Origin of the sequence: Thalassovita sp., from assembly GCF_965218685.1 — a bacterium.
Classification (GTDB): Bacteria; Pseudomonadota; Alphaproteobacteria; order Rhodobacterales; family Rhodobacteraceae; genus Thalassobius.
Genome location: NZ_OZ244657.1, coordinates 602960 through 628385 on the forward strand (window position 1 = coordinate 602960; position 25426 = coordinate 628385).

Here is a 25426-nt window from a genome sequence, read left to right on the forward strand (position 1 = left end):
TTCATAGCTAAAGGCCTATTCCGCCGCGATCCGGCGCGTTTCACTCGAGGCAAGCGGGAAAACCTTGGCCGGGTTCAGCAGCCATTTGGGATCGAACACATCCTTGACGGCCATCTGAATCTCCAGATCTTCGGGCGCATATTGGTCCACCATCAGATCGCGCTTTTCGATGCCCACGCCGTGCTCGCCGGTCAGGCAACCGCCCACCTCGACGCAGAGCTTCAGGATGTCGGCGCCAAAGGCCTCGCACAGCTCCAAATCTCCGGGTTTATTGGCGTCGAACAAGATCAGGGGGTGCATGTTCCCGTCGCCTGCGTGGAACACGTTACCCACGTCCAGACCGTATTGCTTGGACATCTCTCCGATGCGGCGCAGCACATATGGCAACTGGCTGACCGGGATCGTCCCATCCAGACACATGTAATCGTTGATCTGCCCCATGGCGCCGAACGCGGACTTACGGCCCAGCCAGATCGCGGCGCTTTCCTCGGCGCTGGTGCTTTCGCGCAGCTCGACCGGGTTGTGGGTGCGAGCGATGGCCATGATGCGTTCCAGTTGAGACTGAATCTCGGCCTCACTGCCTTCGACCTCGACGATCAGCAGCGCCTCGCAATCCGGGTAACCGGCACCGGCAAAAGCCTCGGTCGCGCGGATGCAGGGGCGATCCATGAATTCGATCGCAACAGGCAGAACACCCGCCTTGATGATGTCGGCCACGCATTCGCCTGCTACAACGATATCGTCAAAGCCCATCAGAACGGGCCGCGCACCTTCGGGTTTGTGCAGGATGCGCAAGGTGGCCTCGGTCACGACACCCAGCTGCCCTTCGGAGCCGCAGATCACACCCAGCAGGTCCAGCCCCCCGGCATCAAGATGCGCGCCGCCGATTTCCACCACGGTGCCGTCCATCATCACCATGGTGACGCCCATCAGGTTGTTCGTCGTCACCCCGTATTTCAGACAATGCGCCCCGCCCGAGTTCATCGCGATATTCCCCGCAATCGCGCAGGCCAGCTGGCTGGAGGGATCGGGGGCATAAAAAAACCCGTCCTCTTCGACGGCGCCGGTGACGCTTAGGTTCGTGCGGCCCGATTGCACGCGGACAAAGCGGTTGTCGTAGTCGGTTTCCAGCACGGCGTTCATCCGCGCGACGCCCAGGATCACGCAATCAGCCGTCGGCAAAGCCCCACCCGCCAACGAGGTCCCCGCCCCGCGCGGCACGACCGGAACGCCCATCTCGTGACAGATCCGCAGCACATCCGAAACCTCTTGGGTCGAGGACGGCAGCACGGCGCACAGCGGCGGGCATTTATAAGCGGTCAAGGCGTCGCATTCATAGGCGCGCGTCTCGACCTCGTCATGAATGACAGCGCCCTCGGGCAGAACCTGGCGCAATCGGTTGACCAATTGAGCCTTGTTTTTCAGTACAGACGGGTCTGGTGTCGGCATGTCCATGGCTGACCTCCTAAATTGGTAAACAAATATAACCAAAAAAGTGGGCGGCGCAATTCTTTTTCCTTCCAGGGGGCCGCGACATCTTGCGCTGGGGCCGCCTTAGGGCCATCAAGGACGCATGGAATGGGTGAAAATCATACATATTCTCTGCGTGATGGGGTGGATGACCTCGATCTTCGCAGTGCCGCGCGCGCTGATCTTCTGGAGACGCGAATACGACCGTCTGGGCGAATTTGGCCCGCTGGGGGATCTGACGATCCGGCTGTATCGATTCTCGGCGGGGCTGGCGGTGATTGCGTTGGCGACGGGCCTGTGGCTGGCACATGATCTGGGCTGGCCCGCTTGGGTTCACCTGAAACTGACCTTGGTGGCCGCGCTGGCGGTGCATTACATCTGGACCGGCCGCCTGGTGATACGCGCCAAGGCTGGCGCCTTCAAGGAAAGCGACCTGTTCCTGCGCATCTTCAACGAGATCAGCGTTTTCGGGGCCATCGCCGTCTTGTGGGTCGTCGTGGTCAAACCGTTTTAAGCGTGCCATAGTCCCCTTATGAACTGGGCCGAGCGTTTCTCTCTCTTTTCCCTGCTGGACCTGATCGCGGTCGGCCTGATGTTTGGCGCGTGGCTGAGTATCGGGTGGATGATCGACAATCCGAACTCGAAACGGCCATCCGTGTCCAAGCTGATGGGGGAATACCGGCGCGAATGGATGCGCCAGATGGTGACCCGCCAACCCCGGATTTTTGACGCACAGACACTGTCCACGCTGCGGCAGGGGACCTCGTTCTTTGCGTCGGCCGCCATGCTGGCCATCGGGGGGCTTCTGGCCGCCATCGCCAATGCCGAGCAATTGGTCGGTCTGGCCCAGGACCTGTCGATCTCGCGCGATCCCAAGTTCGTCTGGGAGGTCAAGCTGATGGTCTCGATGATTTTCCTGACCAACGCTTTCCTGAAATTCGTCTGGTCTCACCGCTTGTTCGGCTACTGCGCCGTGCTGATGGGCGCGGTGCCCAATGATCCATCTGACCCCGTTGCCTTGCCCCGCGCGGCCAAAGCGGGCGAGATCAACATCACCGGCGCACGCAGCTATAATCAGGGGCTGCGCTCGGTCTATTTCGCGCTGGGGTCCACGGCATGGCTGCTGGGTTCGGTTCCGTTGATCGCGGCCGTGGCCATCACCTGCGCGGTGCTTTGGCGGCGCGAATTCGCGTCGCGCTCGCGTTCGGTTCTGATTTCGATGACCGATCAGATGGGACACACGGGATCGTCAAAGGACAAGCCCGCGGCCAAGTGATAGGATAACCGCATGAAGCACCTGCTTGCCCTTTCCCTGACCTGGACCCTGTGCACCGCCGCCTTTGCGGACGAGCCTATCGTCGAATCCGTCACGACCGAACGCGCGGGCATGGGTTGGCGCATCTCGGTCACCTTGTCCCACCCGGACAGCGGCTGGGATCACTATGCCGATGGCTGGGAGGTTCTGGACCGTCAGGGCAACAGCCTGGGATATCGCGAGCTGATGCATCCTCATGTGCAAGAACAGCCCTTTACCCGTTCCCTGTTCGACGTGATGGTCCCGGACGGAGAGCGCGTGATCTTCATCCGTCCGAGCTGTTCGACCAAAGGCTGGTCAAAGACGCTCATGCGGGTCGAGCTAAAGCGCTAGCGCCGCCCTTCGCGCAGCCATGCGCCCACGGTCAGCCCCATGACCAGCAACAGCACCAGCCATGCCGGCATCAACGGGACATGCACGACGTTCAGTGTCTCGAACGCCTCGCGCGGGGTCAGGCCGATCCAGCCCCGTCCCGACGCAGGACGCCCCGGACGGACATCGCGCACGCTGGGCAGACCATCGCTGATCGGCAGCGCGCCCCCTCGGGTGGCGTCCACCGCAGGCGACAGCGCATCCATGCTGGCAATCGTTGCCTCGAATTCCTTGGGGGCCGAGGGGCCAAGGCCGATCACCGCCTGTTTGTCGCCATTCACCAGGCGATACAGGCCAATCTCGGGGCCGTCATAGTCCAGTTCGAACCGCCCCGGAGACACCTCAACCATCGGTGCGCGGGTCACCTCCCCCGAGGGCGTGGTCACCTCGACCTGCCCCACATCGGGCGTCAATGAACGGCGAATGATCTTCATCGATTGACCAACGGGTTCGGCCCAAAGGGCCTCTTCCTCAAGCTCGGGCTCTTTCATCATCCAATGGGCCAGACGGCGCAGCAGTTCCAGTTGTGGGCCGCCACCTTCAAAGCCGCGATCCCACAGCCACGCCTGATCGGATGCAAGCAGGGCCACCCGGCCCTCGCCGACACGGTCCAACACCAGCAGAGGCTTATCCTCGAACCCGGCCATCACCACGTTGCCAGCGCTTGGCACCACCTCAACCTGACGCATCCAGCGGCCCCACTGGGCGCTTTGCGCGACTGAAAGACCGGCGGTCACCGGGTGCCTTTCGCCCAATTCGGTGACGCTGGGCAGAAAGCCCTGCTCGATCACGCGGGCCGAGGGCGCAGCAGGCATGATCGCCGAAAGAGGCGATCGGAAAATCGAATCCGCGCTGGCGAAATCGGGGCCCGCAGCCACCAGTACCGCCCCACCTTTTTCGACATAGTCACGAACGTTATCCAGATAGATCGAGGGCAAAATCCCCCGCCGTTTGTAGCGGTCAAAAATGATCAGGTCGAAGTCGTCGATTTTTTCAAGAAACAGCTCACGCGTGGGGAAAGCGATCAGCGACAGTTCGTCCACCGGTACGCCGTCCTGTTTTTCCGGGGGGCGCAGAATAGTAAAATGCACAAGGTCCACCGAGCTGTCCGACTTCAGCAGGTTGCGCCATGTGCGCCCGCCGGGGTGCGGCTCGCCGCTGACAAGCAGCACACGCAGACGGTCACGCACGCCGTTGATCTGGACGATCGCGCTGTTATTACGGTCAGTCAGTTCTCTGTCCGCCTTGGGCACGGCAAAGCGGATCACGTTGCGCCCACCGTGGTCCAACGTCAGCGGCAGCTCGATCGGGCGGTTGATCGGCACCTCGTAGATGCCCGCGTCCTTCCCGTCGATGGACAGTTCGATATTGGTGGTGACGTCACCCGGCGCCGCGCCCATGTCCTCGATCCGCAGGCGCAGGGTGATCGGCTCACCCAGAATGGCATAGGCCGGTGCGTTTTCTACGATCAGGCGGCGATCCCAATCGTCGGGCTGTCCGGACAGAAGCACGTGGAACGGCGCTGGCAGGTCAGGCGCGCGATCCGCGTCATGCACCTGTCCGTCGGTCATGGCAACGATGCCAGCGATGCGGCCGCTAGGCTCTTGCGCCATCACCTCGGCCAAACGCGACATCAGCAACGTGCCCGCGTTGTCGGTGCCATCAGGCACCACGATCCGGCGCACCTCGGTGTTGGGCTGAGCGGCCAGTCTGGCCTCCATCGCATCGGCTGCCGCGTCAATCTGCGCTGGCCGATCCGAAAGGCCCTGACTGGCGGATCGATCCACCATCAGCAGCACGATATCAGAAAGCGCTTTGCGGTCCTCTTGCCTTAGACTGGGCCCCGAAAGCGCAGCCAGGATCACCAGCCCCGCCAAGGCTCGCATGGCCCATCCTGCCAGCCCGCGCCACATCGCCAGACCAATTCCAAGAACGACCAGCGCGGCCAGCGCCATCAACACCGCCCAAGGCAGCAGGGGATCAAAGACAATTTCGCTCATTGGCCCAACCTGTCCAAAAGGGCGGGCACGTGCACCTGGTCGGATTTATAGTTCCCCGTCAGCACATGCATCACCAGATTCACGCCGAACCGATACGCTAGCTCGCGCTGTTTTTCTCCGGCATAGCCGCGCCCGACAGGGTACAGAGGGTTGCCCTGCTGGTCCGTAGCCCAGGCGGCGGCCCAGTCATTGCCGCCGATCACCACAGGCGTCACCCCGTCATTGAGGTTGCGAAAGGGCATGCCGTCGATCAGCTCGGCGTCGGGCGGAGCGGCCTCGACCCAGACATCGCGGCCATTAAAGCGCCCCGGAAAGTCCTGCAGCAGGTAAAACGCGCGCGTGACCACATGGTCCTGCGGCACCTGTTCCAACGCAGGAATATCCAGTGGCCCGGCCAGTTGACGCAGCTTGCGGCCGTTCGGGCTGGCGGCCGAACCGTTCCGGGCGATATCGGCGTCGCGCGTGTCGAACAAGATCATTCCGCCCGCGCGCAGATATTGGTTCAGCTTGGCATAGGTTTCGTCCGAGGGGATCGGCTGTGCCTGCGTGATCGGCCAATAAATCATCGGGAAAAAGGCCAGCTCGTCGCGTTCAAGATCCACTCCTATGGGCGGGCCAGGTTCGACCGAGGTGCGGAAAAACAACACGTCGGACAAGCCCAGCATTCCTGCGGCAGACAGTTCATCCTGTCGGGCATCGCCGGTTTTGACATAGGCCAAAACGACCTCGGCAGCGGCGGTGACGGCGCGCATCTCATCGGCCTTGGCGTCAAGCGGCAAGATGCCCAGCACCAGTGCCGTCGCCACCCCCCGCGCGCCAATCAGACGTCCAGACAGCGCCAGCGAGGCCACGATATCCGCTATCAGTAAGGCGATTGCAGCGGCCAGAACAAAGCCCGCCAGCGGGCGTTCAGCGGAAAGGGCCAGACCCGAAACCGGAATGCGCGCAGGCCAGGCAAAAGGCTGCAGCACGCGATCAGCGGTCATGGCGTTTAGCGCCAGCCGCCGGTCTTCGTGCTGATAAATGCCGGGGCGCAGATCAGGACCCAAGGGCGCGCTGACCAGCATCGGACCATCCACACCGGGCCGCGTTCCGGCATCCTCGGTCCGGCCAAAACCGTCCATTACCTGAACCGGGCTCCAGACCGTCCCGTCCAGTTCGCTTGCCTCGGGCTGAGCCACAGACGAGGACACGGCCAGCCGGTCCAGCATCTGCACGAACAGGCCCGACAGGGGCAGCGTGCTCCATTCGGCGTTGGCGGTGACGTGGAACAACACCACTTGTCCTGCGCCCACAGGTTTACGCGTCACCAGAGGCGAGCCATCGGTCAGCTGTGCAATCACCCGGTCGGCCAGTGACGGATCGGGTTGGGCCAACACCTGAGAGGACACGCGCACATCGCCCGGAATTTCCAAACCGGCAAAGGGGCTTTCCTCAGAGAACGGCGCCAAGGCCTTGGGTTCACCCCAGCTCATGGCGCCACCCACGCTGCGCCCACCCGAGCGCAAGCGTACCGGCATCAGGGGGTGTTCTTCGGCGCGGCTGACATCGCTGGCCGCCAGTTTCGGGCCGGCGAACCGCAGCAACATCCCACCCTTTTCGACCCATTCGGTCAGGGCGTTTTCCTCGGCGGGGGACAGGGTGGCGATATCGGCCAGAACGATCACATCGGGATTGGCTGGGATCACCTCGATCAGCGGATAATCCAACAACTCGACCGTCGGAGACAACGCCTGCGTCAGGTAATGCAGCGGGGCCAGCAGCTCCAGCCCTTCACGGTCGTCGCGGCCGGCGATCAGGGCAACCTCGCGGCGGCGCAGAGTGTCATCAGTCAGGGCGACCGCCCCGGCCGAGCGCAGCCCCTCGATCTCGAACCGTGTGACGCGGGCGCGCAGTTCCGAGGGCAACACAAGCACGCCTTCGGCCTCGGTCTGCGCATCATCAAAGCGCAGGGGCATCCGCGCCAGCACACGCTGCACACCGTTCGGATCACGCCCATGCGCTGCGATCTGCACTTCACGGGCGGGGCCGGGCACCGAACGCGTGGCTGACAGCGCGATCCCCTCGTCGGCAAAGACAGCAGGACGCAGCGCCACCAGCGCACGGCCGCTTTCGAACACCCTTAGGGGGCCAAAGGTTTCCAGCCGTTCCAGCACCTCTTGCTGCCCATTCCACGCGGCCCCGTCGCTCAGCCAGAAGGTCTGGAACGCAGGGGTTTCAAGGGCTTCCAGCTGCTGCAGAACCTCTGGGCCCGAGGGTTCCCACGGATGCGGTTCAAATCCAGGCAGTCGTCCGCGCAAAGCCTCGGCCGGTTGAAAGCTGGGAGTCTTGGGATCGGTGAGCTGCAAAATCGCGACGGGGCGGCCCTGGCGGCCTGCCTCGGCCAGGAATTGCGCGGCTTGTTCGCGGCGTGCCGTCCAGTCCTGCGCGCCGGTCCAACCGCCATCCAGCACGATCAGCAAGGGCATATCAGTATCTGTACGCTCGGGCTGGGGGTTCAGCACAGGTCCGGCCAGTCCGACGATCACCGCTGCCGCAGCCAGCATCCGCAGCAAAAGCAGCCACCAGGGCGTGCGATCGGTGACCGTGTCGTCGTCCTTAAGCCCCAGCAGCAGCGCAACACCGGGAAACCGCCGCCGGATAGGCGCCGGAGGCACCGCCCGCAGGATCAGCCAAAGCACCGGCAACAAGGCCAAAGCCCAAAGCAGCCAAGGCGTTGCAAAACCTATTGGGCCAAGGATCATGCCGTCCCCCTGTTCAGCGCCTGCCAAAGCCACAGCAGCGCAGCCTGCGCGCTTTCGCCCGTGTGATGCACGTGAAATTGCCAACCCGTGGCCCGGCACAATTGGGACAGCTCGTCCTTGCGCCCGGCCAGGCGGGTCAGATACCGGTCGCGTAGATCGCCAGCCTTCAGGGTTTCATGCTTCAGCGAGCCACCCATGCTTTCAAACACAGTACGCCCGGTGAAAGGAAACGCCTCTTCGGACGGATCCAGCACCTGAAACAGCACCCCTCGCACACCGCGATCGGCGGCCTTGGTCAGGGCTTGCCTAACGGCGGTGATGTCACCCATGAAATCCGACATGAACACAGCGCGGGCATGAGGGATCATGGCCCGGGCCTCGGGTTCGGCGTAATCGTCATCAGAATCGACGCTAAAGAATTCTGCCAGGCGCAGGATCTGGTTGTTGCCCCGGCGCGGTGGCAGGTTGGTGCCGGTCAGCCCCACACGTTCACCGCCCCTGACCAGCAGGATGGCGATCGCAAGGGCCAGTACACGGGCGCGTTCGATTTTTTCCGGCAGCTCTTTGCCCGACGCGAACCGCATCGAGGCCGCCTGATCCACCCACAGCATCACGCTCTGAGCGATTTGCCATTCGCGTTCGCGCACGTATTGTGCATCCCCACGGGCAGACCGGCGCCAGTCAATCATCCGCCGACTGTCCCCCGGCTGAACGGGTCGGTACTGCCAGAAATCATCCCCCATCCCGGATCGTCGACGGCCGTGTTCGCCCAGCAGGACCGTGCCTGCCAGATGCTCGGCCCGCGCCAAAAGCGGCGGTAGGCGCGCGGCCTGATCCTCGGCCCGCGCCCGGAGATGCTGGGGAGTGCTCACGCAGCGGCCTCCACCCGGGTGATCCGCGTGGCGGTGGTGTCGATCAGATCGGCCAGGTTGTCACCCCGCGCCCGCGCGGCAAAGTTCAGCGCCATCCGATGCGACAGGACGGGGCGCGCCATGGCCCGTACATCCTCGATCGAGGGCGCAAGCCGCCCTTGCAACATCGCCCGCGCCCGCACTGTCAGCATCAGCGCCTGCGCCGCACGCGGCCCCGGCCCCCAGGCGACGGTCTGTTTCACGCGCTCATCCGCGCTGTCATCATCGGGACGGAAGGCACGGACCAGATCCAAAATCGCCTCGACCACGCTGTCACCCACCGGCATCCGGCGCAGCAAGTCCTGTGCCTCCAGCAATTCGGCGGCGGTGAACACCTCGTGCGCCTCATCCTCGCTTACACCGGTGGTGGCCAGCAAAATGTCGCGTTCAGTCTGACGATCCGGATAGGTCACGTCGATCTGCACCAAAAACCGGTCCAGCTGAGCCTCGGGCAGCGGATAGGTGCCCTCTTGCTCGATCGGGTTCTGGGTGGCCAAAACGTGGAAGGGCGTGCCCAGAACACGATCCTCGCCGGCAACAGTAATGTGTTTTTCCTGCATTGCCTGCAAAAGCGCCGATTGCGTCCGCGGACTGGCACGGTTGATCTCGTCCGCCATCAAAAGCTGACAAAACACCGGCCCCGGCACGAATCGGAACGAGCGTTTGCCATCCTCGTCCGAATCCAATACCTCGGACCCCAAAATATCGGCTGGCATCAAATCGGGCGTGAACTGAATACGATTGCCATGCAGTCCCATCACCGTGCTCAGTGTGTCCACCAAACGCGTTTTGCCCAAGCCCGGAAGGCCGATCAGCAGTCCATGCCCCCCGCACAGCAGCGCGGACAAGGTCAGATCGACCACCTGTTCCTGCCCAATGAACCGCCGCGTGATCGAGGCCTTCGCCTCGGCCAGCTTTTCCTCGACACTTTCGATCCGGGCCACCAGATCGTCCTGATCGGTCATGGCAAAACTCCTGCGCAAACTATATCCTCTTCCAAGAGTGTATCGCGCTGGGGGGAAATGGCAAAAACAATGAGCGAACAAATGATCGTGAAACCATCGGCAAATAGTATTGCTGCCTCGGCCAAAGCAGCTGCCAAGGGCAAGGGTCTGCCGCCCGTTCACCTGTGGAACCCGCCGTTCTGCGGCGATCTGGACATCCGCATCGCCCGCGACGGCACCTGGTTTTACCTGGGCACACCCTTTGGCCGGCCCGAGCTGGTGCGGCTGTTCTCGACCATCCTGCGCAAGGATGACGACAAATATTTCCTGGTGACCCCCGTGGAAAAGGTCGGCATCACCGTCGATGACGCGCCCTTCGTAGCCGTCGATTTTGACGTCACCGGCAAAGGCGTGGACCAAACCCTTACCTTCCACACCAATGTGGGCGATGTAACAACTGCCGGTCCGGACGCCCCTATACGCGTCACCCGTGATCCCGAAACCGGCGAACCCTCGCCCTACGTCCTTGTCCGCACCAATCTCGAGGCACTGATCGACCGCAAAAGCTTCTACCGCCTCGTCGATCTGGGCGCGCATCACCCCATCGACGGAACCAACTGGTTCGGCCTCTGGTCGGGCGGTCAGTTCTTCCCCATCATTCCATCCGCTGACCTGTCCTGACCGCCCATCGCCCCCCGAGGGCAGCAGGGAGGGTGGGCGGGCGCTGCCCGAGGGGGGCGATCCCCCACCATCACATGCCAAACTTCGCCGCAAATCTGACCCTCCTGTTCACCGAGCTTCCCCTGCTCGAACGCTTCGACGCTGCCCGCCAGGCCGGCTTCACCGCCGTCGAGCTACTGATCCCCTACGACGCCCCCGCGCCAGACCTGGCGCATGCCCTCAAGAACGCCAACCTCCACCTTGCGCTGATCAACACCCCCGCCCCTAACTGGGCCGCGGGGGACCGCGGTCTTGCGGCTCTGCCAGATCTCCAACAGGAATTTCAGACTTCCTTTGAAACCGCCCTGCACTACGCTGCGCAGCTGAACCCGGATCACATCCACATCATGGCCGGGCTTGCAAAAGGCCCAACGGCCCACGCGACCTTTGTACAGAACCTCCGCTGGGCCACGCAGCGTGCGCCAAACCATTCGCTTCTAATCGAGCCCATTAACCCCATCGACTTGCCCGGCTATTTCCTGAATGATTTCGACCAGGCCGCTGCCATTCTGGACACGATCGACGCCCCCAATCTGGCGCTGCAATTCGACGCCTACCATGCCCACAAAATCACCGGCGACATGCCAGCAACCTGGGCCAAACACGGCCATCGCGCCCGCCACATCCAGGTCGCCAGTGCCGAAGGGCGGCACGAACCCAGCAAAGGCGCCATCGACTATCAGGCCTTCTTCGCCCAACTGGACGCGCAGGGCTATGCTGGCCACGTCAGCGGTGAATACTTCCCCGCAGCCCGCACCGAGGACGGGTTGGATTGGATAAAATCGCCCGCGCCCAAACCCTCCTGACAGGATGCTGTCAGGAGGGGTATGACATACCGGCTTCATCAACAAACTGATGGAGAATTTAAAATGACCTTTACCCCCAAAGACGCCGTCGTCTGGACCGAAATCCGTGTCACCGATTTGGAAAAGGCCACCGCCTTTTACGCCGATGTGTTGCAGAACAAGATGACCATCACCTCCGATATGGGGCCTCAACCCATGGCCGTCTTCAGCTACGCAGGCGATCCGGGCATCTCGGGGCATCTGATCCAAGGCACTCCTGCTCCCGCAGGCTCCGGCAATATCGTCCACCTGAACGTTCCCGATTCGCTTGAGGCAACGCGCGTTCGTTTGATCCCAGCTGGCGGCACCGTGCAAAGCCCCGATATTGAAATCCCACCAGGTTCGTATTTCTATGCCACCGACCCCGACGGCAACACCATCGGGCTGTTCCAGTACAAGGACTAAGCCATGCGTCGCGCCGACCGCCTGTTTCAGATTGTTCAATATCTTCGGGGCGGTCGGTTGCTGAAAGCCGCGCAATTGGCTGAACGGCTAGAGGTGACTCCACGCACGATCTATCGCGATATCGCCGACCTGATCGGCTCGGGCGTGCCGATCGAGGGCGAGGCGGGCGTCGGCTATTTGATGCGCGAAGGCTATGACTTGCCGCCGCTGATGTTTACCCAGGATGAAATCGTTGCGCTTGTCGCCGGGGCCCGCATGATCAAGGCTTGGGGCGGTGCCAAGATGGCCGCGGCCGCCGAAGAGGCCCTAGTTAAGATAAACGCCGTGCTGCCAGACGCTGCGCGCGCGCAAGCAGACGAGGTACATGTCCACGCTTTTGGCACGGCAGACATGTCCGATCTGCAGCGCGAACGGCTGGACAAGATTGAATACGCGACCAATGCAAAGATCAGCCTGGACATGACCTATCTAGACCTGTCCGAACAGCTAAGCAGCCGCCGCATCCGCCCCTTGGGTTTGTGGTATTGGGGCAAGGTCTGGACCTTGGTTGGCTGGTGCGAGCTGCGCGAAGATTTCCGCTCGTTCCGACTGGACCGGATTGCCGATCTGACCGAGGGTCCACCCTTCAAGCCCCAGCGCGGAAAAAACTTGCGCGACTTCTATGCCCGGCGTCTGGCCGAGGGGGATCACCCCTCGATGCCGCGGCGCCCTAGCCTTTGAAGTTGATATTGCGCACCAGGCCTTCTTGCGCGGTCGAGGCAACAAGCCGTCCATCCCGCGAGTACACCTGACCACGGTTGAACCCGCGCGCGCCACCCGACCAAGGGCTGTCCATCACGTACAAAAGCCATTCATCCATGCGAAAATGATCGTGAAACCAGACCGCGTGATCCAGGCTGGCGAACTGCATGTCCGGATCGGTAAACGTCTTTCCGAATGGCAGCATACACGTGGTCAGCAGGCCATAATCGGTCGTATAAGCCAAGCCCGCGCGATGCATGGCCGGATCTTCCCCAAAACCGCCACGCAGACGCACCCACATGGCATGCGAAGGCGCGTGGGCCTCGCGGGTGAACGGGGGGCGCAGGCCAACAGGGCGCATTTCCACCGGACGCGGCGACCGCAACCACTTGAGGAACTCGGGCGGCAGCTGGTCAGCCATTTCCTCGCCGACCTCATGATCGGCTTTCAGCTCGTCCGGGCCGGGTACATCGGGCATTTCGTCCTGGTGGTGAAAACCCGGCTCTTCGCCATGAAAACTGGCCGCAAGGTTCAGGATGGGCTTACCGGCCTGCACAGCGATCACCCGGCGCGTGGCAAAGCTGCGCCCGTCGCGGTCGCGCTCGACCTGATAAAGAACAGGCTGCGTGGCGTCACCGGGACGCATGAAATAAGCGTGTAACGAGTGCACAGGTCGGTCATCGCTAACCGTCCGAATGGCGGACATCAGCGCCTGACCGATAACCTGCCCGCCAAAAGACCGCCCCCGCCCCTGAGGCGTTGCAATCCCGCGAAAATAGTTCTGCTCGACCTGTTCGACATCCAGTACATCATCCAGCCACTGGCCTGGTCCGCGCGCTTGCTCGTTGCTCATTTGGCTACCCCATTTGTCCCTCGGGCCCTTAGTCAGAGGCATTTCCCGCCCAAGTGCAAGCGCATTCGGCAGGGCCTAATGCCCGATGATCTTCTCTTCTGCGCTTTGAACGCCCAGCTCTTCCAGCTCTAGCACGGAATGAGCGACGCCAAACCGTTCGCGCAACAGGGTCTTGATCGCTTGCTTCACCTTTTCGGCGTTCTCTTGGCCATCCAGAACCACATGCGCCTCAAGTCCCGATTCATGTTCTTGCATGCGCCACAGGTGCACATTGTGGACACTGTCCACGCCGCGCATTTCGCCCAGTGCCTTGATCACCTCGTGCAGGTCGGTGCCCTCGGGGGCGCCCAGCATCAGAATGCGGATCACCGGCACGACACCTTTCCAAGACATCCACAGAATGTAACCGGCAATCATCAACGTCACGATAGGGTCAATCAGGCGCCAGTCATACAACAGGATCAGCGCGCCCCCGACGATCACCGCAACCGAGCCCAGCGCATCGGCCAAGTTATGCAAAAACGCCGCGCGCATATTCGCGCTGTCCTTGCTTAACCGCATGATCAGCAAAGCAGTCACCGTGTCCACCACCAGCGCCACCCCGGCAACAACGACCACGATCCACCCCTCGACGGGTTGCGGGTTCAGCAACCTTTCGATCCCTTCGGCGGCCAGATAGATCGCGACCACGATCAGCGTGGTATAGTTGACCAGAGCGGCGACCACCTCGGCGCGGCCATAGCCAAAGGTCATGCGGTCATCTGCCGGACGTTTGCCGATCCGCCGGGCTGCAAAAGCGATGACCAACGACAGCGCGTCCGACAGATTATGAATCGCATCGGCGATCAGCGCCAACGAGCCTGAGATCACCCCAGCCGCGATCTGCACCAGCGTCAGGAAAAAGTTGACCGCAACCGCCATCACCACGCGCTTGTCCCCGCTGTCCAGATTGGGGTCAGGGCGGTGATGGTGTTCGTGCGACATGGGTGGCCCCTTAACGGCTGCGGGTCAGTTGCAGGAAGACATCTTCCAGGTCGGCTTCTTCGGTTTTGACATCCCGAATGCGAATGCCAGCAGCACGCACCGCTTCCAGCACATGTTCGGCGCTGGTCTGGTTCGCATGATAGCTAAGCGCGATGCCCCCGTCAGCGCGGGTGCTGACCTCGATCCCCTCGGCCTGAGGCAGCGCGGCGGGCGTGCCCTCGGGCAGAACGACCATTGTCTTGGCGTCGATACTGCCCAGCAGGTTGGCCGTACTGTCGCGCGCGACCAGTTCGCCTTGGTTGATGATTGCGATTTCGTCGCACATCTCTTCGGCTTCTTCCAGATAATGTGTGGTCAGGATGATGGTCATGCCTTGCTGATTCAGCTGGCGCACGTTTTCCCACAGCATCTGGCGCAGCTCGATATCCACGCCGGCCGTGGGTTCATCCAGCACCAGAATATGCGGGTGATGGACCAGGGCTTTGCCCAGCAACAACCGCCGCCGCATCCCGCCCGACAGGGTGCGGGCATAAGCCTCGGCCTTATCCTCAAGCCCCACCAGACGCAGAATCTCGTCGCTGCGGCGTTGGGATTTCGGCACGCCGTACAGGCCCGCCTGCACCTCCAAAGCCCCTCGCGGAGTAAAGAACGGGTCCAGGTTCAGCTCTTGCGGCATCACACCGATCGAGGCGCGCGACTGGCGCGGATTCACGTCCTGATCAAAGCCCCAGATCTTGACCGAGCCTTCGGTCTTGACCACCAGCCCCGCCAGAATGTTGATCATGGTGGATTTACCGGCCCCATTCGGCCCCAAAAGCCCGAACACCGACCCCTGCGGGATGTCCAGATCGACCCCCTTCAGCGCCTCTTTGCGTGGTTGTCCCTTGGCTCCGCCATAAACCTTGCGCAAACCCCGGATTTCAATTGCGTTGCCGCCCATGGTGCTCTTGCCCCTGCTCGCCCTATCGCTCATAACTGGACTAGTTGTTTTGCAGCCAAAAGGAAACAGCCCCAATGACGACGCAAGCGCCCGAAACCAAGATTGTCGAGACCACCAAGATCGCCTGTGACGGCGGCGAAGGTGCCCTGGGCCATCCCCGCGTCTGGCTGACCATTCCTGCTGATACCGGTTATGTGGAATGCCCCTATTGCGACGCGAAATACGTGCTGAAAGGCAGCGACGCGGCCTGATCGCATCTGGTCGCGCCCTGATTTGCGTGGCAAAACATACCGCACGCGCAACGCAGGAAGGAAGCCGCCATGCAATTCGGCAAGGGATGTCATCTTCATCTGATCGACGGATCGGCCTTTATTTTTCGCGCTTATCACGCGTTGCCACCGCTGACGCGCAAATCGGACGGGTTGCCGATCGGGGCAGTGGCTGGTTTCTGCAACATGATCCACAAATATGTGGAAGCAAACACCGGGCCTGACGCGCCGACCCATGTAGCGGTGATTTTCGACTATTCCGGCAAAAGCTTTCGCAATGATCTGTATGATCAGTACAAGGCCAACCGGCCCCCTGCGCCCGAGGACCTGGTACCCCAGTTCCCGCTGACGCGCCGCGCGACCGAGGCGTTCAACATCGCCTGCAAAGAAATCGAAGGCTTCGAGGCCGACGACATCATCGCCACCCTGTCTTGCCAGGCGCGGGATGCGGGTGGTCGGGTGACCATCATCAGCTCGGACAAGGATCTGATGCAGCTGGTGGGCGGCGGCGTCGAAATGCTGGACGCAATGAAGAACAAGCGCATCGATTCTGACGGTGTGTTGGAAAAATTCGGCGTTGGGCCCGAACGCGTGGTGGATGTGCAGGCGCTGGCCGGCGACAGCGTGGATAACGTGCCAGGCGCGCCGGGGATCGGGATCAAAACCGCCGCGTTGCTGATCAACGAATACGGCGATCTGGAAACCCTGCTGGACCGCGCTGAAGAGATCAAGCAACCCAAGCGGCGCCAGACTCTGATCGAAAAACGCGACCAGATCGAAATGTCCAAGCGCCTTGTGCAGCTGGATTGCGAGATGGAGCTGGATTTCACCCTGGATGACCTTGAGGTCCGCGATCCTGAACCGGACGTCCTGCTGCCCTTCCTGGCTGAAATGGAATTCCGCACCCTGGTCAAACGTGTGGCCGATCAATTGGGTGCCGAGGCACCGGTGATTGCCGACACTGATCCCGCAGGGGCCGAGCCCGGCAAGGTAGAAACACCCGCAGCCGCACCCTTCAAACCCGAGGATTACGAATGCGTGCGCGATGCGGCCGCGCTGCAAAAGTGGATTGACCGCGCGTACGAACGCGGCCATGTCGCCGTGGACACCGAAACCACTGGCCTGGACGAAATGCGCGTCGATCTGGTGGGGATTTCACTGTGCGTCGATGCCGGGCAGGCCTGCTATATCCCGCTAACACACAAGGATGGCTCGGACGATCTGTTCGGCAGCGATAACCTGGCCGAGGGGCAGATGCCGCTGGATCAGGCGCTAGAGATGCTGAAACCGCTTTTGGCTGACCCTTCGGTGATGAAAATCGGCCAGAACATGAAATACGATGCCAAGATTTTCGCCCGCTATGGCGTCACCGTCACGCCCTATGACGATACGATGCTGATGTCCTATGCGATGAACGCAGGTCTGCACGGGCACGGCATGGATGCGCTGGCCGAACGCTATCTGTCGCACACGCCGATCTCGATCAAGTCGTTGCTGGGCACAGGAAAATCCGCAATCACCTTTGACCGCGTGCCTGTCGATGACGCCGTGAAGTACGCGGCCGAGGACGCCGATATCACCCTGCGCCTGTGGCAGCTGTTCAAGCCTCAGCTGCATCAGACGCAAGTGACCACCGTCTATGAAACGCTGGAACGCCCCCTCTCGCCCGTGCTGGCCCGGATGGAGATGCACGGCATCAAGGTTGACCGCGATACCCTGTCGCGCATGTCCAACGCATTTGCCCAGAAAATGGCGGGCTACGAGGCCGAGCTGTACGAACTGGCAGGCCACGAATTCAACGTTCAGTCCCCCGCGCAGGTTGGTAAAATCCTGTTCGAGGAAATGAGCCTTGAGGGCGGCAAGAAAACCAAAACCGGCCAATGGTCTACCCCCGCCAACGTGCTGGAAGATCTGGCCACCGAACACGATTTCGCCGCTCGCGTGCTGGATTACCGCCAGCTGCAAAAACTGAAATCCACCTACACGGATGCGCTGCAGGACCATATCAACCCAGACACCGGCCGCGTGCATACCTCGTACGTGCAGACGGGAGCGAACACCGGCCGTCTGGCCTCGACCGATCCGAACCTGCAAAACATCCCCGTCCGCACCGAGGAAGGCCGCCGCATCCGCGAAGCCTTTGTGGCAGACGAGGGCAAGGTGCTGCTGAGCCTCGACTATTCCCAGATCGAGCTGCGCATTCTGGCCGAAATGGCCGGGATCGACGCGCTGAAACAGGCGTTCAAGGATGGGCTGGATATCCACGCGATGACGGCCAGTGAAATGTTCGATGTGCCGCTGGACGAAATGACCCCCGACATCCGCCGTCAGGCCAAGGCGATCAACTTTGGTGTGATCTACGGCATCTCGGGCTTTGGGCTGGCGCGTAACCTGCGCATCCCACGGGCCGAGGCGCAGGGGTTCATCGACCGCTACTTCGAACGTTTCCCCGGCATCCGCGCCTACATGGACCAGACGACGCAATTCGCCAAGGACAACGGCTATGTCCAGACGATGTTCGGCCGCAAGATCCACACGCCCGAGATCAACGCCAAGGGCCCCGGCGCCGGCTTTGCCAAACGCGCCGCGATCAACGCCCCCATCCAGGGCACTGCTGCAGACGTGATCCGCCGCGCTATGATCCGGATGGAGGACGCCATCGCCGATCTGCCCGCGAAAATGTTGCTACAGGTGCATGATGAACTGTTGTTCGAGGTAGATGCCGACCGGGCCGACGATGTCATCACCCGCGCCCGCGATGTGATGGAAAACGCCGCAGCTCCCGCCCTGCATCTGTCCGTGCCGCTGACGGTGGATGCGGGCCAAGGTCAGAACTGGGCGCAGGCGCACTAGTCCTCGAACAGGTAATCAATCGCGGTGATTTCTTCGGCCAATTCGGTCGAGATCCCAAGGAATTCAGCCAACGCTACCGCGTTCTCAGCGGGTTCGGCGCGCTGTTCGATCCTGTTGTAGTTCTCGAAATCCTGATCACGAATCCGATCGCTTTCGAACACGATATCGCTGCGGATGGTGGGCAGAAGACGCTCCCAGGTCTCATCCGAGGTATGCTCGCCTGCCAGTCCAATGCGCTTGGCGTGACCGGTCAGATACTCGTCCGTCATCTCGCAACTGATCTCAAGCAGGCGCGTGACCGAACGGTCTCCGGTCAGGTCCTTCAGCAATTCGATATTGGCGGGATCGATGCACAGGATCATCCGGTCTGTTGTGAAATAGTCGAACATCATCCGCATGAGCGCCCGCCGGTGGCGCGTTCGTTTGGCCAGAGTGTTCTGAATCCCACCCATATCAGGCAGGGCCGTGTCCTCTTCGTTGAACATGTATTCGATCGCGGGGATGTTGGTTTTCTGCCGTATGAAGGCCAGCAATCGCTTGGCCACGTGCCATTTCTTGCTGATCACGATCAGCAGCTCGCGTTCGCGGCCCAACGTCGTTTCGGTTTCCCAAAAACGCATACCGAAACGGCGCCCGATTCGACCACGGTCGGTAAGGAATTTGTACAGGCTGCGCCCCTCGTTCGAGATTTTGAACTCGACGCCTTTCGAGGCATAAAGCGTACCCAACCTCTCTTTCAGCTCATGCGCTTCGGGGCTGATCTTTCGGGCAAAAAGAAAGTCCTGACTAAGCAATAAGTCATAGTGATCATTATAGAAATTAACCGGAATCCCGTAGTCCGAGAACATCAGGAAAGTCAGCGTTCGCGAGCGAATTTCCGCCTCGGGCACCAGATGACGAACAAGGGTCTGAAAGAAGGTTTCGTCCGGAATCCAGGTTGTCTTGAAGAACCGAACGACGTCCGGGCGATCCGCCACGAATTCCCGGATCCATTCGATCGTCAGGCGGCGCAGGCACCACCACTGACTGCCGATCTGAACCTGGATATCCTCGGGAATCGCACGTTTCAGGCCCAGTTTGCGCTGCGCCTGAAGCATCCAGTAGAACAGCCTCTTGTGTTTGCGTTCATTGATGTAGTGCCGATAGATCAGCCGGTCTTCTTTCATCCCGGTCTTGATCCAGTCGCTATCAAAGAAATCAAAGCTTTCGATGTAATCGCAATCGTCCGCGTCCAGGAATTCATGGGCAAATTCGGCCGATTTGATCGCCATGCAATCGCCCGAAACCATCATGAAATGCGTGGCACGCGGAAACGCCTCCAGCGCGCTGTCCAGGGCATTCAGCGTCGCCTGCACAAGGCTCCATTCCCCCCAACCGCAGCGGACACGCTTGGCGAATACCACGTTGGGATTACCGGCCAGCCCCTGTTTGATCCGTTCGAAATCGGCGTCACTGGCCGAACCGTCAAAGTGGATCGCCATGTGATCCCCGGCGGCCGTCAAGCTTTGAGCCTGCTGCACGATAGCCTCGGGGTCTTTGTGGCACAGAAGTATGAAGGCAATCGTCGCCATGCGGAGTAGCGCCTGTCCAAACTATTACGATTTCGTCACTTTATGCCCCAATCGCCCCCAAAGAAACAGGGTCCCTGGAAATTCGCGGCAACACCCAACCGCAAGATGCCGAAGCATTGATTGACCCTACGCAAGATGTTTTATTATCTAAACAGGTTGATAACGAATGAATAAACTTGGGCATGATCCCAAGGCGGAGGCAGCACTATGGGTTTTCCCGGTACCTGGATGACCGAAAGCGAAAGCGTCATCTATCGCGTGGTTCCCAAATGCGCCTGTTCGACCATCGGACAGATCATGTTCTATTCGGATCACGGCGAATTCTACGACGGCGACATTCATGACGCCGATGCAGGGATGCATAAATGGGCCTTCGAAGACAGCCAGCCTTTGATCAAAACGGCCGTGATCGGACACAAGACCTATGCGTTCACCTGCGTGCGCAATCCTTATACGCGGGTGCTGAGCTCGTTCTTTGACAAGATTTGCGGCATCCAGCGAAACGGGCGCCGGTATCGGGGAAACCTGGTCCCCCTGCTGATCCAGAAATACGGGGTCGAGGTCGGTGGCCCCGACGGGACTCAGGAGTTCGACCAAATCCGCAGCTTTCGCCGGTTTCTTCTGTTCGTGCGCGACACCATCCGCTTTGGCAAACCGATGGGCCCGGACATCCACTGGTCCTCGGTTTCGGGGCATGTGTCGACGTTCATCCGCAATGGCGGCAAATACGATCACATCTTCTGGACCGAAAAGTTCAATGAAGGGATGCAGACCGTGTTGGACAACGTCGAGACGCGTCACACTGTCGATCTGACCTCGATGCCGCGGTTCAACGAATCCGAAGGCCATGGCCCCAAGCGCGCCCACCCGGTCGAGGATTATTTTGACGACCTGTCGATGCACCTGATGTACGAGATCTACAAATCGGACTTCAAACTCTTCCGCTATGATTTCGAGAACCCGGGCAACAAACTGCCCACTGGCCAAATTGATCTGGCCGAGGTGCATGCCAAGCTGTCTGACTAGGCGGCCTTACTGCGCGGCGCGGGTAATCTGATAGGTCACGCCGGCACTCAGCGGGCCCTGGATCACGGTTTCCTGCCCGTCCGGCCATTTGATCCGCAATTGCTTAGCCTGCGATGCCGTGCCCAAACCGAAGTGGGCAACCGGGGCGTCAAAGGACATGAAACCTCCGCCGAGTTGCACCTCACGCAGCAGCTTGCGGCCGTCCAGCGTTGTCAAAGTCAGCACAGCGCCAATGCCGTCACGGTTTCCGGCCATGTCCTGCAGCGCCACCGTCAGCGCGGCGTTTTGGCTGTTATTCCGGAACAGCACCAGCGGGCCGTTGACAGTGTGCGTCAACACATCCAAATCGCCGTCATTGTCCATGTCGAACTGCAGCGCGGCGGCGGTCATAAGGTAATCTTCCAAACCAAACGGGCCGCTGGCCTCGGTGAAATGGCCCTGACCGTCGTTCTCAAAAAACAGGTTCGAGGGCGACACCTCGTTCGGGACCCAAGTGCCGTTGACCACATAGACATCCAGATCGCCATCGTTGTCATAATCACCCAGCTTGGTGTCCCAGCTCCAACCTCCGATCTCCAGGCCCAGGTCACCGGCAATGTCCTGATAGCGCGCGCCATCCCATTGCAGCAGCACGTTCGAGCGCAGCACCTGCTGAATCGAGTCCTCGGCCTCGGCCTTGGTAAATGCCCGGGGGGGCATGAAATGAATATCGCAATAGGCTCGCGGCACCGGCTGGCTGGCCGGGATCAGCTGACAGATCGAAGGGTCACGGCGCTGGATTGCCAAGTCCTTGACCAGCATCGCCTTGCATTCGGCCTGATAGCGGCCAGACAGTTTCTGACAGTTCTTTGCATAGGTCGGATCGAAGTTGTTGCCCGATTTGTACCAGCCTTTGATCTGCATGTTCTGCTGGCACTTGGCCAGATCGTCAGGGTTCTGGATCACGTCACAATAATGTTCCAGCGGCTGCATCTTCAGCTTACTGGACACACCCGAGGAACGACCGGCGATTTGCGCCATATAGACCTCGGGGATGCCATCGGATGTCAGATCACCCGAAGCAATGGCCATGGTCGTGGTTGTCGTATGCGGGATCAGTTTGTCGGCATGGGTGATCTGGCGGAACCCGCCCTGCCCATCGCCGAAATAAAAGTAATCCGGGATGTCAAAATCGTTGCCCACGACCAAATCAGCCGCACCGTCCTGGTTAAGGTCCGAGAACAGGATCGTCAGCGTCTCGCCGGGGATGCCGGGCAGATCAGTGAAGGCTTCTCCGGTCAGGGAGCCAGCTTGGTTCCACAGGATGCGGTTGCGCGATTCCTCGCCGGGGACGCGGCGATACCAGCCCGCAGCCCAGTTCCCCAAGGCAACGTCCAGATCGCCGTCCTGATCGGCGTCGGCCATGGTAAGCGCCAGTGTCAGAGGTGTTTGGGGATTGTTCGCAACAGGTTGGGCAGGTTCGGGACCGAATTGGCCATTCACGTTGCGCCACAGATAGTTGCCCTTGCCGTAAGAGGTCAGGAACAGGTCGGGCCAGCCGTCATTATCGATATCCGCAAGTGCAGCGTTGAACAGCTCCAGCCCCTCCAGCAGGCCAAGGTCGGGTGTCAGGCGGGTAAACTGCCCCGTGCCGTCGTTTTCATACAGGTACAGCGTTTGTTCCGTCGATGCGATGGCTACGTCCAGATCCCCGTCACGGTCGATGTCAGCGGTGGACAGGCTGCGCCCCTCCCAGAACGGAGGCCACATGTCGCGAAAGGAAAATTCCAAAGGCTTGTCGATACCGTGGGTGCGGGCTTCGACCCGGGTAAAAGGAGTCTCGCCCTTGGTCTGCGGCTGAAACGGCTTCTGCAAGATCGCGATTGCGGCGGCATCCGCGCTGGTCACCTGCGGCGCCGGATCAGGCTGGGCCGTGGACGCATGCGCCGCCAGCCAAGGCGTCGGCGCCTCGCCATACAGCATCTTCAGCGCGCGATCAGATTGCCATTCATGATAGTAATGCACCCCGGCGCCGGTGACCGCACCGCAAAGCGCGACGGCCGCAGCCATCATCCAGCCCGCACGCGCGCCAAGCGCCTGCACCACGATCATGAAGGAATAAACCGAGAAACTGCCCAAGGTGAACAGCAGCGCCATGACATAACCATGCTCTAACCCCGAGGCCAGAAGCACACCGGCCATTACCACGTCAAAGCCGATGGGCACGGGCAGGAACACCCCAATCGCCACCAGAACGACCAGCACCAGAACCGAAAACGGCAGATCCATGATCATCTCTCCGGGCAGGGCGACGGCCACGACGGTTCCCAAAAATCCCGCCAGCAGCATCAGCGGCACGGTTTTCACGATGATGTACCAAAGGTTCTTGGCATAGCCCACGACGACCCCGATCAGCGCCTCGGGCAGCGTTTCCTTGGGGGCCGCGCCCAGCTCTTCTGTGCTCCAGGGTGTTGGGCTGGCAATCTGCTGATCTGCGGGCAATTGGGTCTGCGGCAGGAACCGGCAAATCAGGGGCACCAGCGCCAGGATGATCAGCAGGCTGAACGCAACTTTGGTGATGGCCATATAGACCGGCATCAGGCTGAACAGCATCGTCAACACCACCACGTTCAAGGTAGGCGAGGCGATCATCGCGCTAAGCGTCGTTTCCGCCCTCAGCCCGCTGGAATACATCCCTCGGGCAATTGGCGCGGCGCAATTCACGCAAACCCCCAGCGGCGTGCCAATTGCCATCCCCAGGAACGAGTTCGCCAGCCCGCCACGAAAGCTTTTGGTCCGCAGATAGGACACGGCCGTCAGAAAGGCCGCAGCGAACAGGACGCCAAAGGTCATCCCTTTCTTGTTGGTGTTGATCCAGTTGAGCGTTGACCAGAAAATCCGCTCGAAAATGCTCATCTCGGGGGTAATGGGGAACCTGGCCTCAAAGCTCAGCACGTCCTCCAGCTGGATCGCGCCGGACATCATCGCCTTTTCATTCAGCGCCGGATAACGAGAGCCGGTCCAGAAAAGGTAGGCCAGAATGCCCACGATCACCAGCGCCAGCAAAAAGCGTTTCTCATAGGGTTTCTGAATGAGCTCGGTCATATAGATCCTAGGGCTGCGACCAGTCGATATTGGCGAACTGGCCTAGAAACTGAGTGGTCGGGCGAAAGGCCCGTTCAATTTTGTCCCGTTGCGCGGCCGTCACCTGGTCAGGGGTGATCAACACCTTCCGAGAATACTCGGATTTCGCGCGGGTTCTGAGCGAAAAATCAGGTATCCCAAGGGAGTTCAGCAACATAGGCAGCTCTGAGGCAAGTCGATCATAACGCAGCACGTGCGTGACCAGGCTGACGGGCTGATCATCCTGCATCAAAGTGTATTTAGGCAGATCGGTGGGAAAATCCCCCTTGTTCACGTACTCGTCCCAGTTCAGCTGATAAGCGCCTTCGGGGTTATGCAAAGCCGAGTTTCTGAGCATGTGAAAATGGCTGATGCATTTCGACACCGGCTCGCGCTCGACACAGATCCGTGTCATCGATTGAAAGGTCTCAGCGCCCAAGATTTCACGGATTTGTTTTGCCGACATATGGTTGAAAAACAACGGATTACCGTCCGCCCCAAGGTGATTGCGCGCAACATGACCATCCTCGGGCGGGTAGATCGGCGTTACAATTGCCTCCGGCTCCAGCCGCTGCGAAAGGTCAGTCTCGATACTGGTGCCCGCCGTTTTGGTGGTCTTTACAAAGATCAGTTTGTGCTTGAATGAAACCAAAGCCATCGACGTCAGTCCTTGTTGATCTGGTCAGCCATAGCCGAACAGTTCCGCATCTTCACGGTAGCGGTCCAGCACAAGGTTCCGAAGCGTGTTGTCCGCCCCCAGCTTGGCCCGCAGCTGCGCATTTGCGGCGCTTTTGTTCACATGCGGCAGGCGGGCCGAGGCCTCTGGCAGCCCCAAGGCCAAAACAACATGCGCAAGATCGTCCTGCAGGCTTTCGAACCGGATGACATGATCGGGCTGATAAGGGCCATCCTCCAGGCGCAACCAATCGGTGGCAGCTTGCACGCCGCCAGCGTCCAGAAACTCGAAAAATGCAGTTTCATCCCAGTGTGGGGTTTTCATAGTGTAGCCGCCACTCGGGTCTTCATGCATCCAGCGATGCGGCGAGAAATACCCGGACAAAGCACGTTGAAACGGATCCCGAACCGAGATGATCACACGCGATTCCCGCGACACCCCGGGGCGCAGCGCCTCGTATTCGGCCAGGCTTGCGTGTTTCGACGGGGTCAGGCTGCCCTTTAGACCGAACCGGTCCACGCCGTCCTGATGGCCGCGCAAAATCTTTTCGTCGTCAGAGAAGGGTAACAGAACCTGCTGAATGGAATTGCCGCCCGTCTTACTGACATGCAGGTAAAGAAAGGCGTGTTTCGAGGAATACATTCGCAGCGCGTTCTTCAAAGAAAAATGGATTCGGCACCGATTT

Annotated in this window: 22 protein-coding genes; 10 read left to right on the top strand and 12 right to left on the bottom strand. The window is 60.7% G+C overall.

Translation table 11 applies throughout. The features are described from left to right. Nucleotides 1–15: 15 nt before the first annotated feature. Nucleotides 16–1455, bottom strand: coding sequence for an FAD-linked oxidase C-terminal domain-containing protein (locus ACOQOQ_RS03210; RefSeq protein WP_420568699.1), 1440 nt, complete (start codon nucleotides 1453–1455; stop codon nucleotides 16–18). A 118-nt stretch (nucleotides 1456–1573) separates the two neighbouring features. On the opposite strand from ACOQOQ_RS03210, the gene ACOQOQ_RS03215 reads away from it, so the two are divergent. Genes ACOQOQ_RS03215 through ACOQOQ_RS03225 form a run of 3 tightly spaced genes read left to right on the top strand, consistent with a single transcriptional unit; the run spans nucleotide 1574 to nucleotide 3118 of the window. Further along, the gene (locus tag ACOQOQ_RS03215; RefSeq protein ID WP_420568700.1) at nucleotides 1574–1984 is read left to right on the top strand and encodes a CopD family protein; all 411 of its coding nucleotides are present in this window, start codon (nucleotides 1574–1576) and stop codon (nucleotides 1982–1984) included. An 18-nt stretch (nucleotides 1985–2002) separates the two neighbouring features. Then, a complete protein-coding gene (locus ACOQOQ_RS03220; RefSeq protein WP_420568701.1) occupies nucleotides 2003–2746 on the top strand; it encodes a DUF599 domain-containing protein in 744 nt (247 codons plus the stop codon). A 12-nt stretch (nucleotides 2747–2758) separates the two neighbouring features. Continuing rightward, nucleotides 2759–3118 (top strand): hypothetical protein, encoded by a 360-nt coding sequence (locus tag ACOQOQ_RS03225; protein ID WP_420568702.1) that lies wholly within the window; start codon nucleotides 2759–2761, stop codon nucleotides 3116–3118. Here the strand turns inward: ACOQOQ_RS03225 and ACOQOQ_RS03230 are convergent. From ACOQOQ_RS03230 to ACOQOQ_RS03245, 4 genes are read right to left on the bottom strand one after another with little or no spacing between them, the layout of a single operon-like run. Then, a complete protein-coding gene (locus tag ACOQOQ_RS03230) occupies nucleotides 3115–5157 on the bottom strand; it encodes a hypothetical protein (RefSeq protein ID WP_420568703.1) in 2043 nt (680 codons plus the stop codon). The genes ACOQOQ_RS03225 and ACOQOQ_RS03230 overlap by 4 nt on opposite strands. Then, on the bottom strand, nucleotides 5154–7901 hold the full coding sequence (locus ACOQOQ_RS03235) for a DUF4159 domain-containing protein (RefSeq protein WP_420568704.1): 2748 nt from the start codon (nucleotides 7899–7901) through the stop codon (nucleotides 5154–5156). Before ACOQOQ_RS03235 ends, ACOQOQ_RS03230 begins: the two co-directional genes overlap by 4 nt. After that, entirely contained in the window at nucleotides 7898–8773 is an 876-nt protein-coding gene (locus tag ACOQOQ_RS03240) for a DUF58 domain-containing protein (protein WP_420568705.1), read from the bottom strand. Before ACOQOQ_RS03240 ends, ACOQOQ_RS03235 begins: the two co-directional genes overlap by 4 nt. Continuing rightward, nucleotides 8770–9777 (bottom strand): AAA family ATPase, encoded by a 1008-nt coding sequence (locus ACOQOQ_RS03245; RefSeq protein ID WP_420568706.1) that lies wholly within the window; start codon nucleotides 9775–9777, stop codon nucleotides 8770–8772. Before ACOQOQ_RS03245 ends, ACOQOQ_RS03240 begins: the two co-directional genes overlap by 4 nt. A 69-nt stretch (nucleotides 9778–9846) precedes the next feature. Between ACOQOQ_RS03245 and ACOQOQ_RS03250 the strand changes: the two genes are divergently transcribed. From ACOQOQ_RS03250 to ACOQOQ_RS03265, 4 genes are all read left to right on the top strand, one after another. Next, nucleotides 9847–10437, top strand: coding sequence for a DUF1285 domain-containing protein (locus tag ACOQOQ_RS03250; RefSeq protein ID WP_420568707.1), 591 nt, complete (start codon nucleotides 9847–9849; stop codon nucleotides 10435–10437). Nucleotides 10438–10511: 74 nt separating this feature from the next. After that, entirely contained in the window at nucleotides 10512–11282 is a 771-nt protein-coding gene (locus ACOQOQ_RS03255) for a hydroxypyruvate isomerase family protein (RefSeq protein WP_420568708.1), read from the top strand. Between the two features lie 63 nt (nucleotides 11283–11345). Continuing rightward, complete coding sequence (locus tag ACOQOQ_RS03260) at nucleotides 11346–11726, top strand: VOC family protein (protein ID WP_420568709.1); 381 nt, start codon at nucleotides 11346–11348, stop codon at nucleotides 11724–11726. A 3-nt stretch (nucleotides 11727–11729) separates the two neighbouring features. Next, the gene (locus ACOQOQ_RS03265; RefSeq protein ID WP_420568710.1) at nucleotides 11730–12446 is read left to right on the top strand and encodes a helix-turn-helix transcriptional regulator; all 717 of its coding nucleotides are present in this window, start codon (nucleotides 11730–11732) and stop codon (nucleotides 12444–12446) included. Here ACOQOQ_RS03265 and ACOQOQ_RS03270 read toward each other — a convergent pair. From ACOQOQ_RS03270 to ACOQOQ_RS03280, 3 genes are all read right to left on the bottom strand, one after another. Continuing rightward, nucleotides 12436–13320: an acyl-CoA thioesterase gene (locus ACOQOQ_RS03270; protein ID WP_420568711.1), complete on the bottom strand. Its 885-nt coding sequence runs from the start codon at nucleotides 13318–13320 to the stop codon at nucleotides 12436–12438. The genes ACOQOQ_RS03265 and ACOQOQ_RS03270 overlap by 11 nt on opposite strands. 75 nt (nucleotides 13321–13395) lie before the next feature. After that, a complete protein-coding gene (locus tag ACOQOQ_RS03275; protein WP_420568712.1) occupies nucleotides 13396–14304 on the bottom strand; it encodes a cation diffusion facilitator family transporter in 909 nt (302 codons plus the stop codon). Nucleotides 14305–14314: 10 nt separating this feature from the next. Next, nucleotides 14315–15244 (bottom strand): ABC transporter ATP-binding protein, encoded by a 930-nt coding sequence (locus ACOQOQ_RS03280; protein ID WP_420568713.1) that lies wholly within the window; start codon nucleotides 15242–15244, stop codon nucleotides 14315–14317. Between the two features lie 74 nt (nucleotides 15245–15318). Between ACOQOQ_RS03280 and ACOQOQ_RS03285 the strand changes: the two genes are divergently transcribed. After that, nucleotides 15319–15495, top strand: coding sequence for a zinc-finger domain-containing protein (locus tag ACOQOQ_RS03285; protein ID WP_420568714.1), 177 nt, complete (start codon nucleotides 15319–15321; stop codon nucleotides 15493–15495). Nucleotides 15496–15564: 69 nt separating this feature from the next. Further along, entirely contained in the window at nucleotides 15565–18366 is a 2802-nt protein-coding gene (gene polA, locus ACOQOQ_RS03290; RefSeq protein WP_420568715.1) for a DNA polymerase I, read from the top strand. Here the strand turns inward: polA and ACOQOQ_RS03295 are convergent. Next, a complete protein-coding gene (locus ACOQOQ_RS03295) occupies nucleotides 18363–19937 on the bottom strand; it encodes a DUF5928 domain-containing protein (protein ID WP_420568716.1) in 1575 nt (524 codons plus the stop codon). The genes polA and ACOQOQ_RS03295 overlap by 4 nt on opposite strands. A gap of 207 nt (nucleotides 19938–20144) precedes the next feature. Between ACOQOQ_RS03295 and ACOQOQ_RS03300 the strand changes: the two genes are divergently transcribed. Continuing rightward, nucleotides 20145–20963, top strand: a complete 819-nt coding sequence (locus ACOQOQ_RS03300; RefSeq protein ID WP_420568717.1) for a sulfotransferase family protein — start codon at nucleotides 20145–20147, stop codon at nucleotides 20961–20963. A 6-nt stretch (nucleotides 20964–20969) separates the two neighbouring features. Here the strand turns inward: ACOQOQ_RS03300 and ACOQOQ_RS03305 are convergent, their stop codons facing one another. From ACOQOQ_RS03305 to ACOQOQ_RS03315, 3 genes are read right to left on the bottom strand one after another with little or no spacing between them, the layout of a single operon-like run. Then, a complete protein-coding gene (locus ACOQOQ_RS03305; RefSeq protein WP_420568718.1) occupies nucleotides 20970–24047 on the bottom strand; it encodes an FG-GAP-like repeat-containing protein in 3078 nt (1025 codons plus the stop codon). Between the two features lie 7 nt (nucleotides 24048–24054). After that, nucleotides 24055–24723 carry a hypothetical protein gene (locus tag ACOQOQ_RS03310; RefSeq protein WP_420568719.1) on the bottom strand — a complete coding sequence of 223 codons (669 nt, stop codon included), beginning with the start codon at nucleotides 24721–24723 and terminating at the stop codon, nucleotides 24055–24057. A 24-nt stretch (nucleotides 24724–24747) separates the two neighbouring features. Next, nucleotides 24748–25383 (bottom strand): sulfotransferase family 2 domain-containing protein, encoded by a 636-nt coding sequence (locus ACOQOQ_RS03315; protein WP_420568720.1) that lies wholly within the window; start codon nucleotides 25381–25383, stop codon nucleotides 24748–24750. Nucleotides 25384–25426 lie beyond the last annotated feature (43 nt).

Bases quoted from the DNA above. Each gene is read 5' to 3' on its own strand.
- ACOQOQ_RS03315 (WP_420568720.1), bottom strand. From the start codon at position 25,383: ATGTATTCCTCGAAACACGCCTTTCTTTACCTGCATGTCAGTAAGACG.
- ACOQOQ_RS03220 (WP_420568701.1), top strand. From the start codon at position 2,003: ATGAACTGGGCCGAGCGTTTCTCTCTCTTTTCCCTGCTGGACCTGATC.
- ACOQOQ_RS03310 (WP_420568719.1), bottom strand. From the start codon at position 24,723: ATGGCTTTGGTTTCATTCAAGCACAAACTGATCTTTGTAAAGACCACC.
- ACOQOQ_RS03280 (WP_420568713.1), bottom strand. From the start codon at position 15,244: ATGGGCGGCAACGCAATTGAAATCCGGGGTTTGCGCAAGGTTTATGGC.
- ACOQOQ_RS03210 (WP_420568699.1), bottom strand. From the start codon at position 1,455: ATGGACATGCCGACACCAGACCCGTCTGTACTGAAAAACAAGGCTCAA.
- ACOQOQ_RS03230 (WP_420568703.1), bottom strand. From the start codon at position 5,157: ATGAGCGAAATTGTCTTTGATCCCCTGCTGCCTTGGGCGGTGTTGATG.
- ACOQOQ_RS03225 (WP_420568702.1), top strand. From the start codon at position 2,759: ATGAAGCACCTGCTTGCCCTTTCCCTGACCTGGACCCTGTGCACCGCC.
- ACOQOQ_RS03250 (WP_420568707.1), top strand. From the start codon at position 9,847: ATGAGCGAACAAATGATCGTGAAACCATCGGCAAATAGTATTGCTGCC.
- ACOQOQ_RS03275 (WP_420568712.1), bottom strand. From the start codon at position 14,304: ATGTCGCACGAACACCATCACCGCCCTGACCCCAATCTGGACAGCGGG.
- ACOQOQ_RS03255 (WP_420568708.1), top strand. From the start codon at position 10,512: ATGCCAAACTTCGCCGCAAATCTGACCCTCCTGTTCACCGAGCTTCCC.
- ACOQOQ_RS03270 (WP_420568711.1), bottom strand. From the start codon at position 13,320: ATGAGCAACGAGCAAGCGCGCGGACCAGGCCAGTGGCTGGATGATGTA.
- ACOQOQ_RS03215 (WP_420568700.1), top strand. From the start codon at position 1,574: ATGGAATGGGTGAAAATCATACATATTCTCTGCGTGATGGGGTGGATG.
- polA (WP_420568715.1), top strand. From the start codon at position 15,565: ATGCAATTCGGCAAGGGATGTCATCTTCATCTGATCGACGGATCGGCC.
- ACOQOQ_RS03295 (WP_420568716.1), bottom strand. From the start codon at position 19,937: ATGGCGACGATTGCCTTCATACTTCTGTGCCACAAAGACCCCGAGGCT.
- ACOQOQ_RS03285 (WP_420568714.1), top strand. From the start codon at position 15,319: ATGACGACGCAAGCGCCCGAAACCAAGATTGTCGAGACCACCAAGATC.
- ACOQOQ_RS03235 (WP_420568704.1), bottom strand. From the start codon at position 7,901: ATGATCCTTGGCCCAATAGGTTTTGCAACGCCTTGGCTGCTTTGGGCT.
- ACOQOQ_RS03265 (WP_420568710.1), top strand. From the start codon at position 11,730: ATGCGTCGCGCCGACCGCCTGTTTCAGATTGTTCAATATCTTCGGGGC.
- ACOQOQ_RS03305 (WP_420568718.1), bottom strand. From the start codon at position 24,047: ATGACCGAGCTCATTCAGAAACCCTATGAGAAACGCTTTTTGCTGGCG.
- ACOQOQ_RS03300 (WP_420568717.1), top strand. From the start codon at position 20,145: ATGGGTTTTCCCGGTACCTGGATGACCGAAAGCGAAAGCGTCATCTAT.
- ACOQOQ_RS03260 (WP_420568709.1), top strand. From the start codon at position 11,346: ATGACCTTTACCCCCAAAGACGCCGTCGTCTGGACCGAAATCCGTGTC.
- ACOQOQ_RS03245 (WP_420568706.1), bottom strand. From the start codon at position 9,777: ATGACCGATCAGGACGATCTGGTGGCCCGGATCGAAAGTGTCGAGGAA.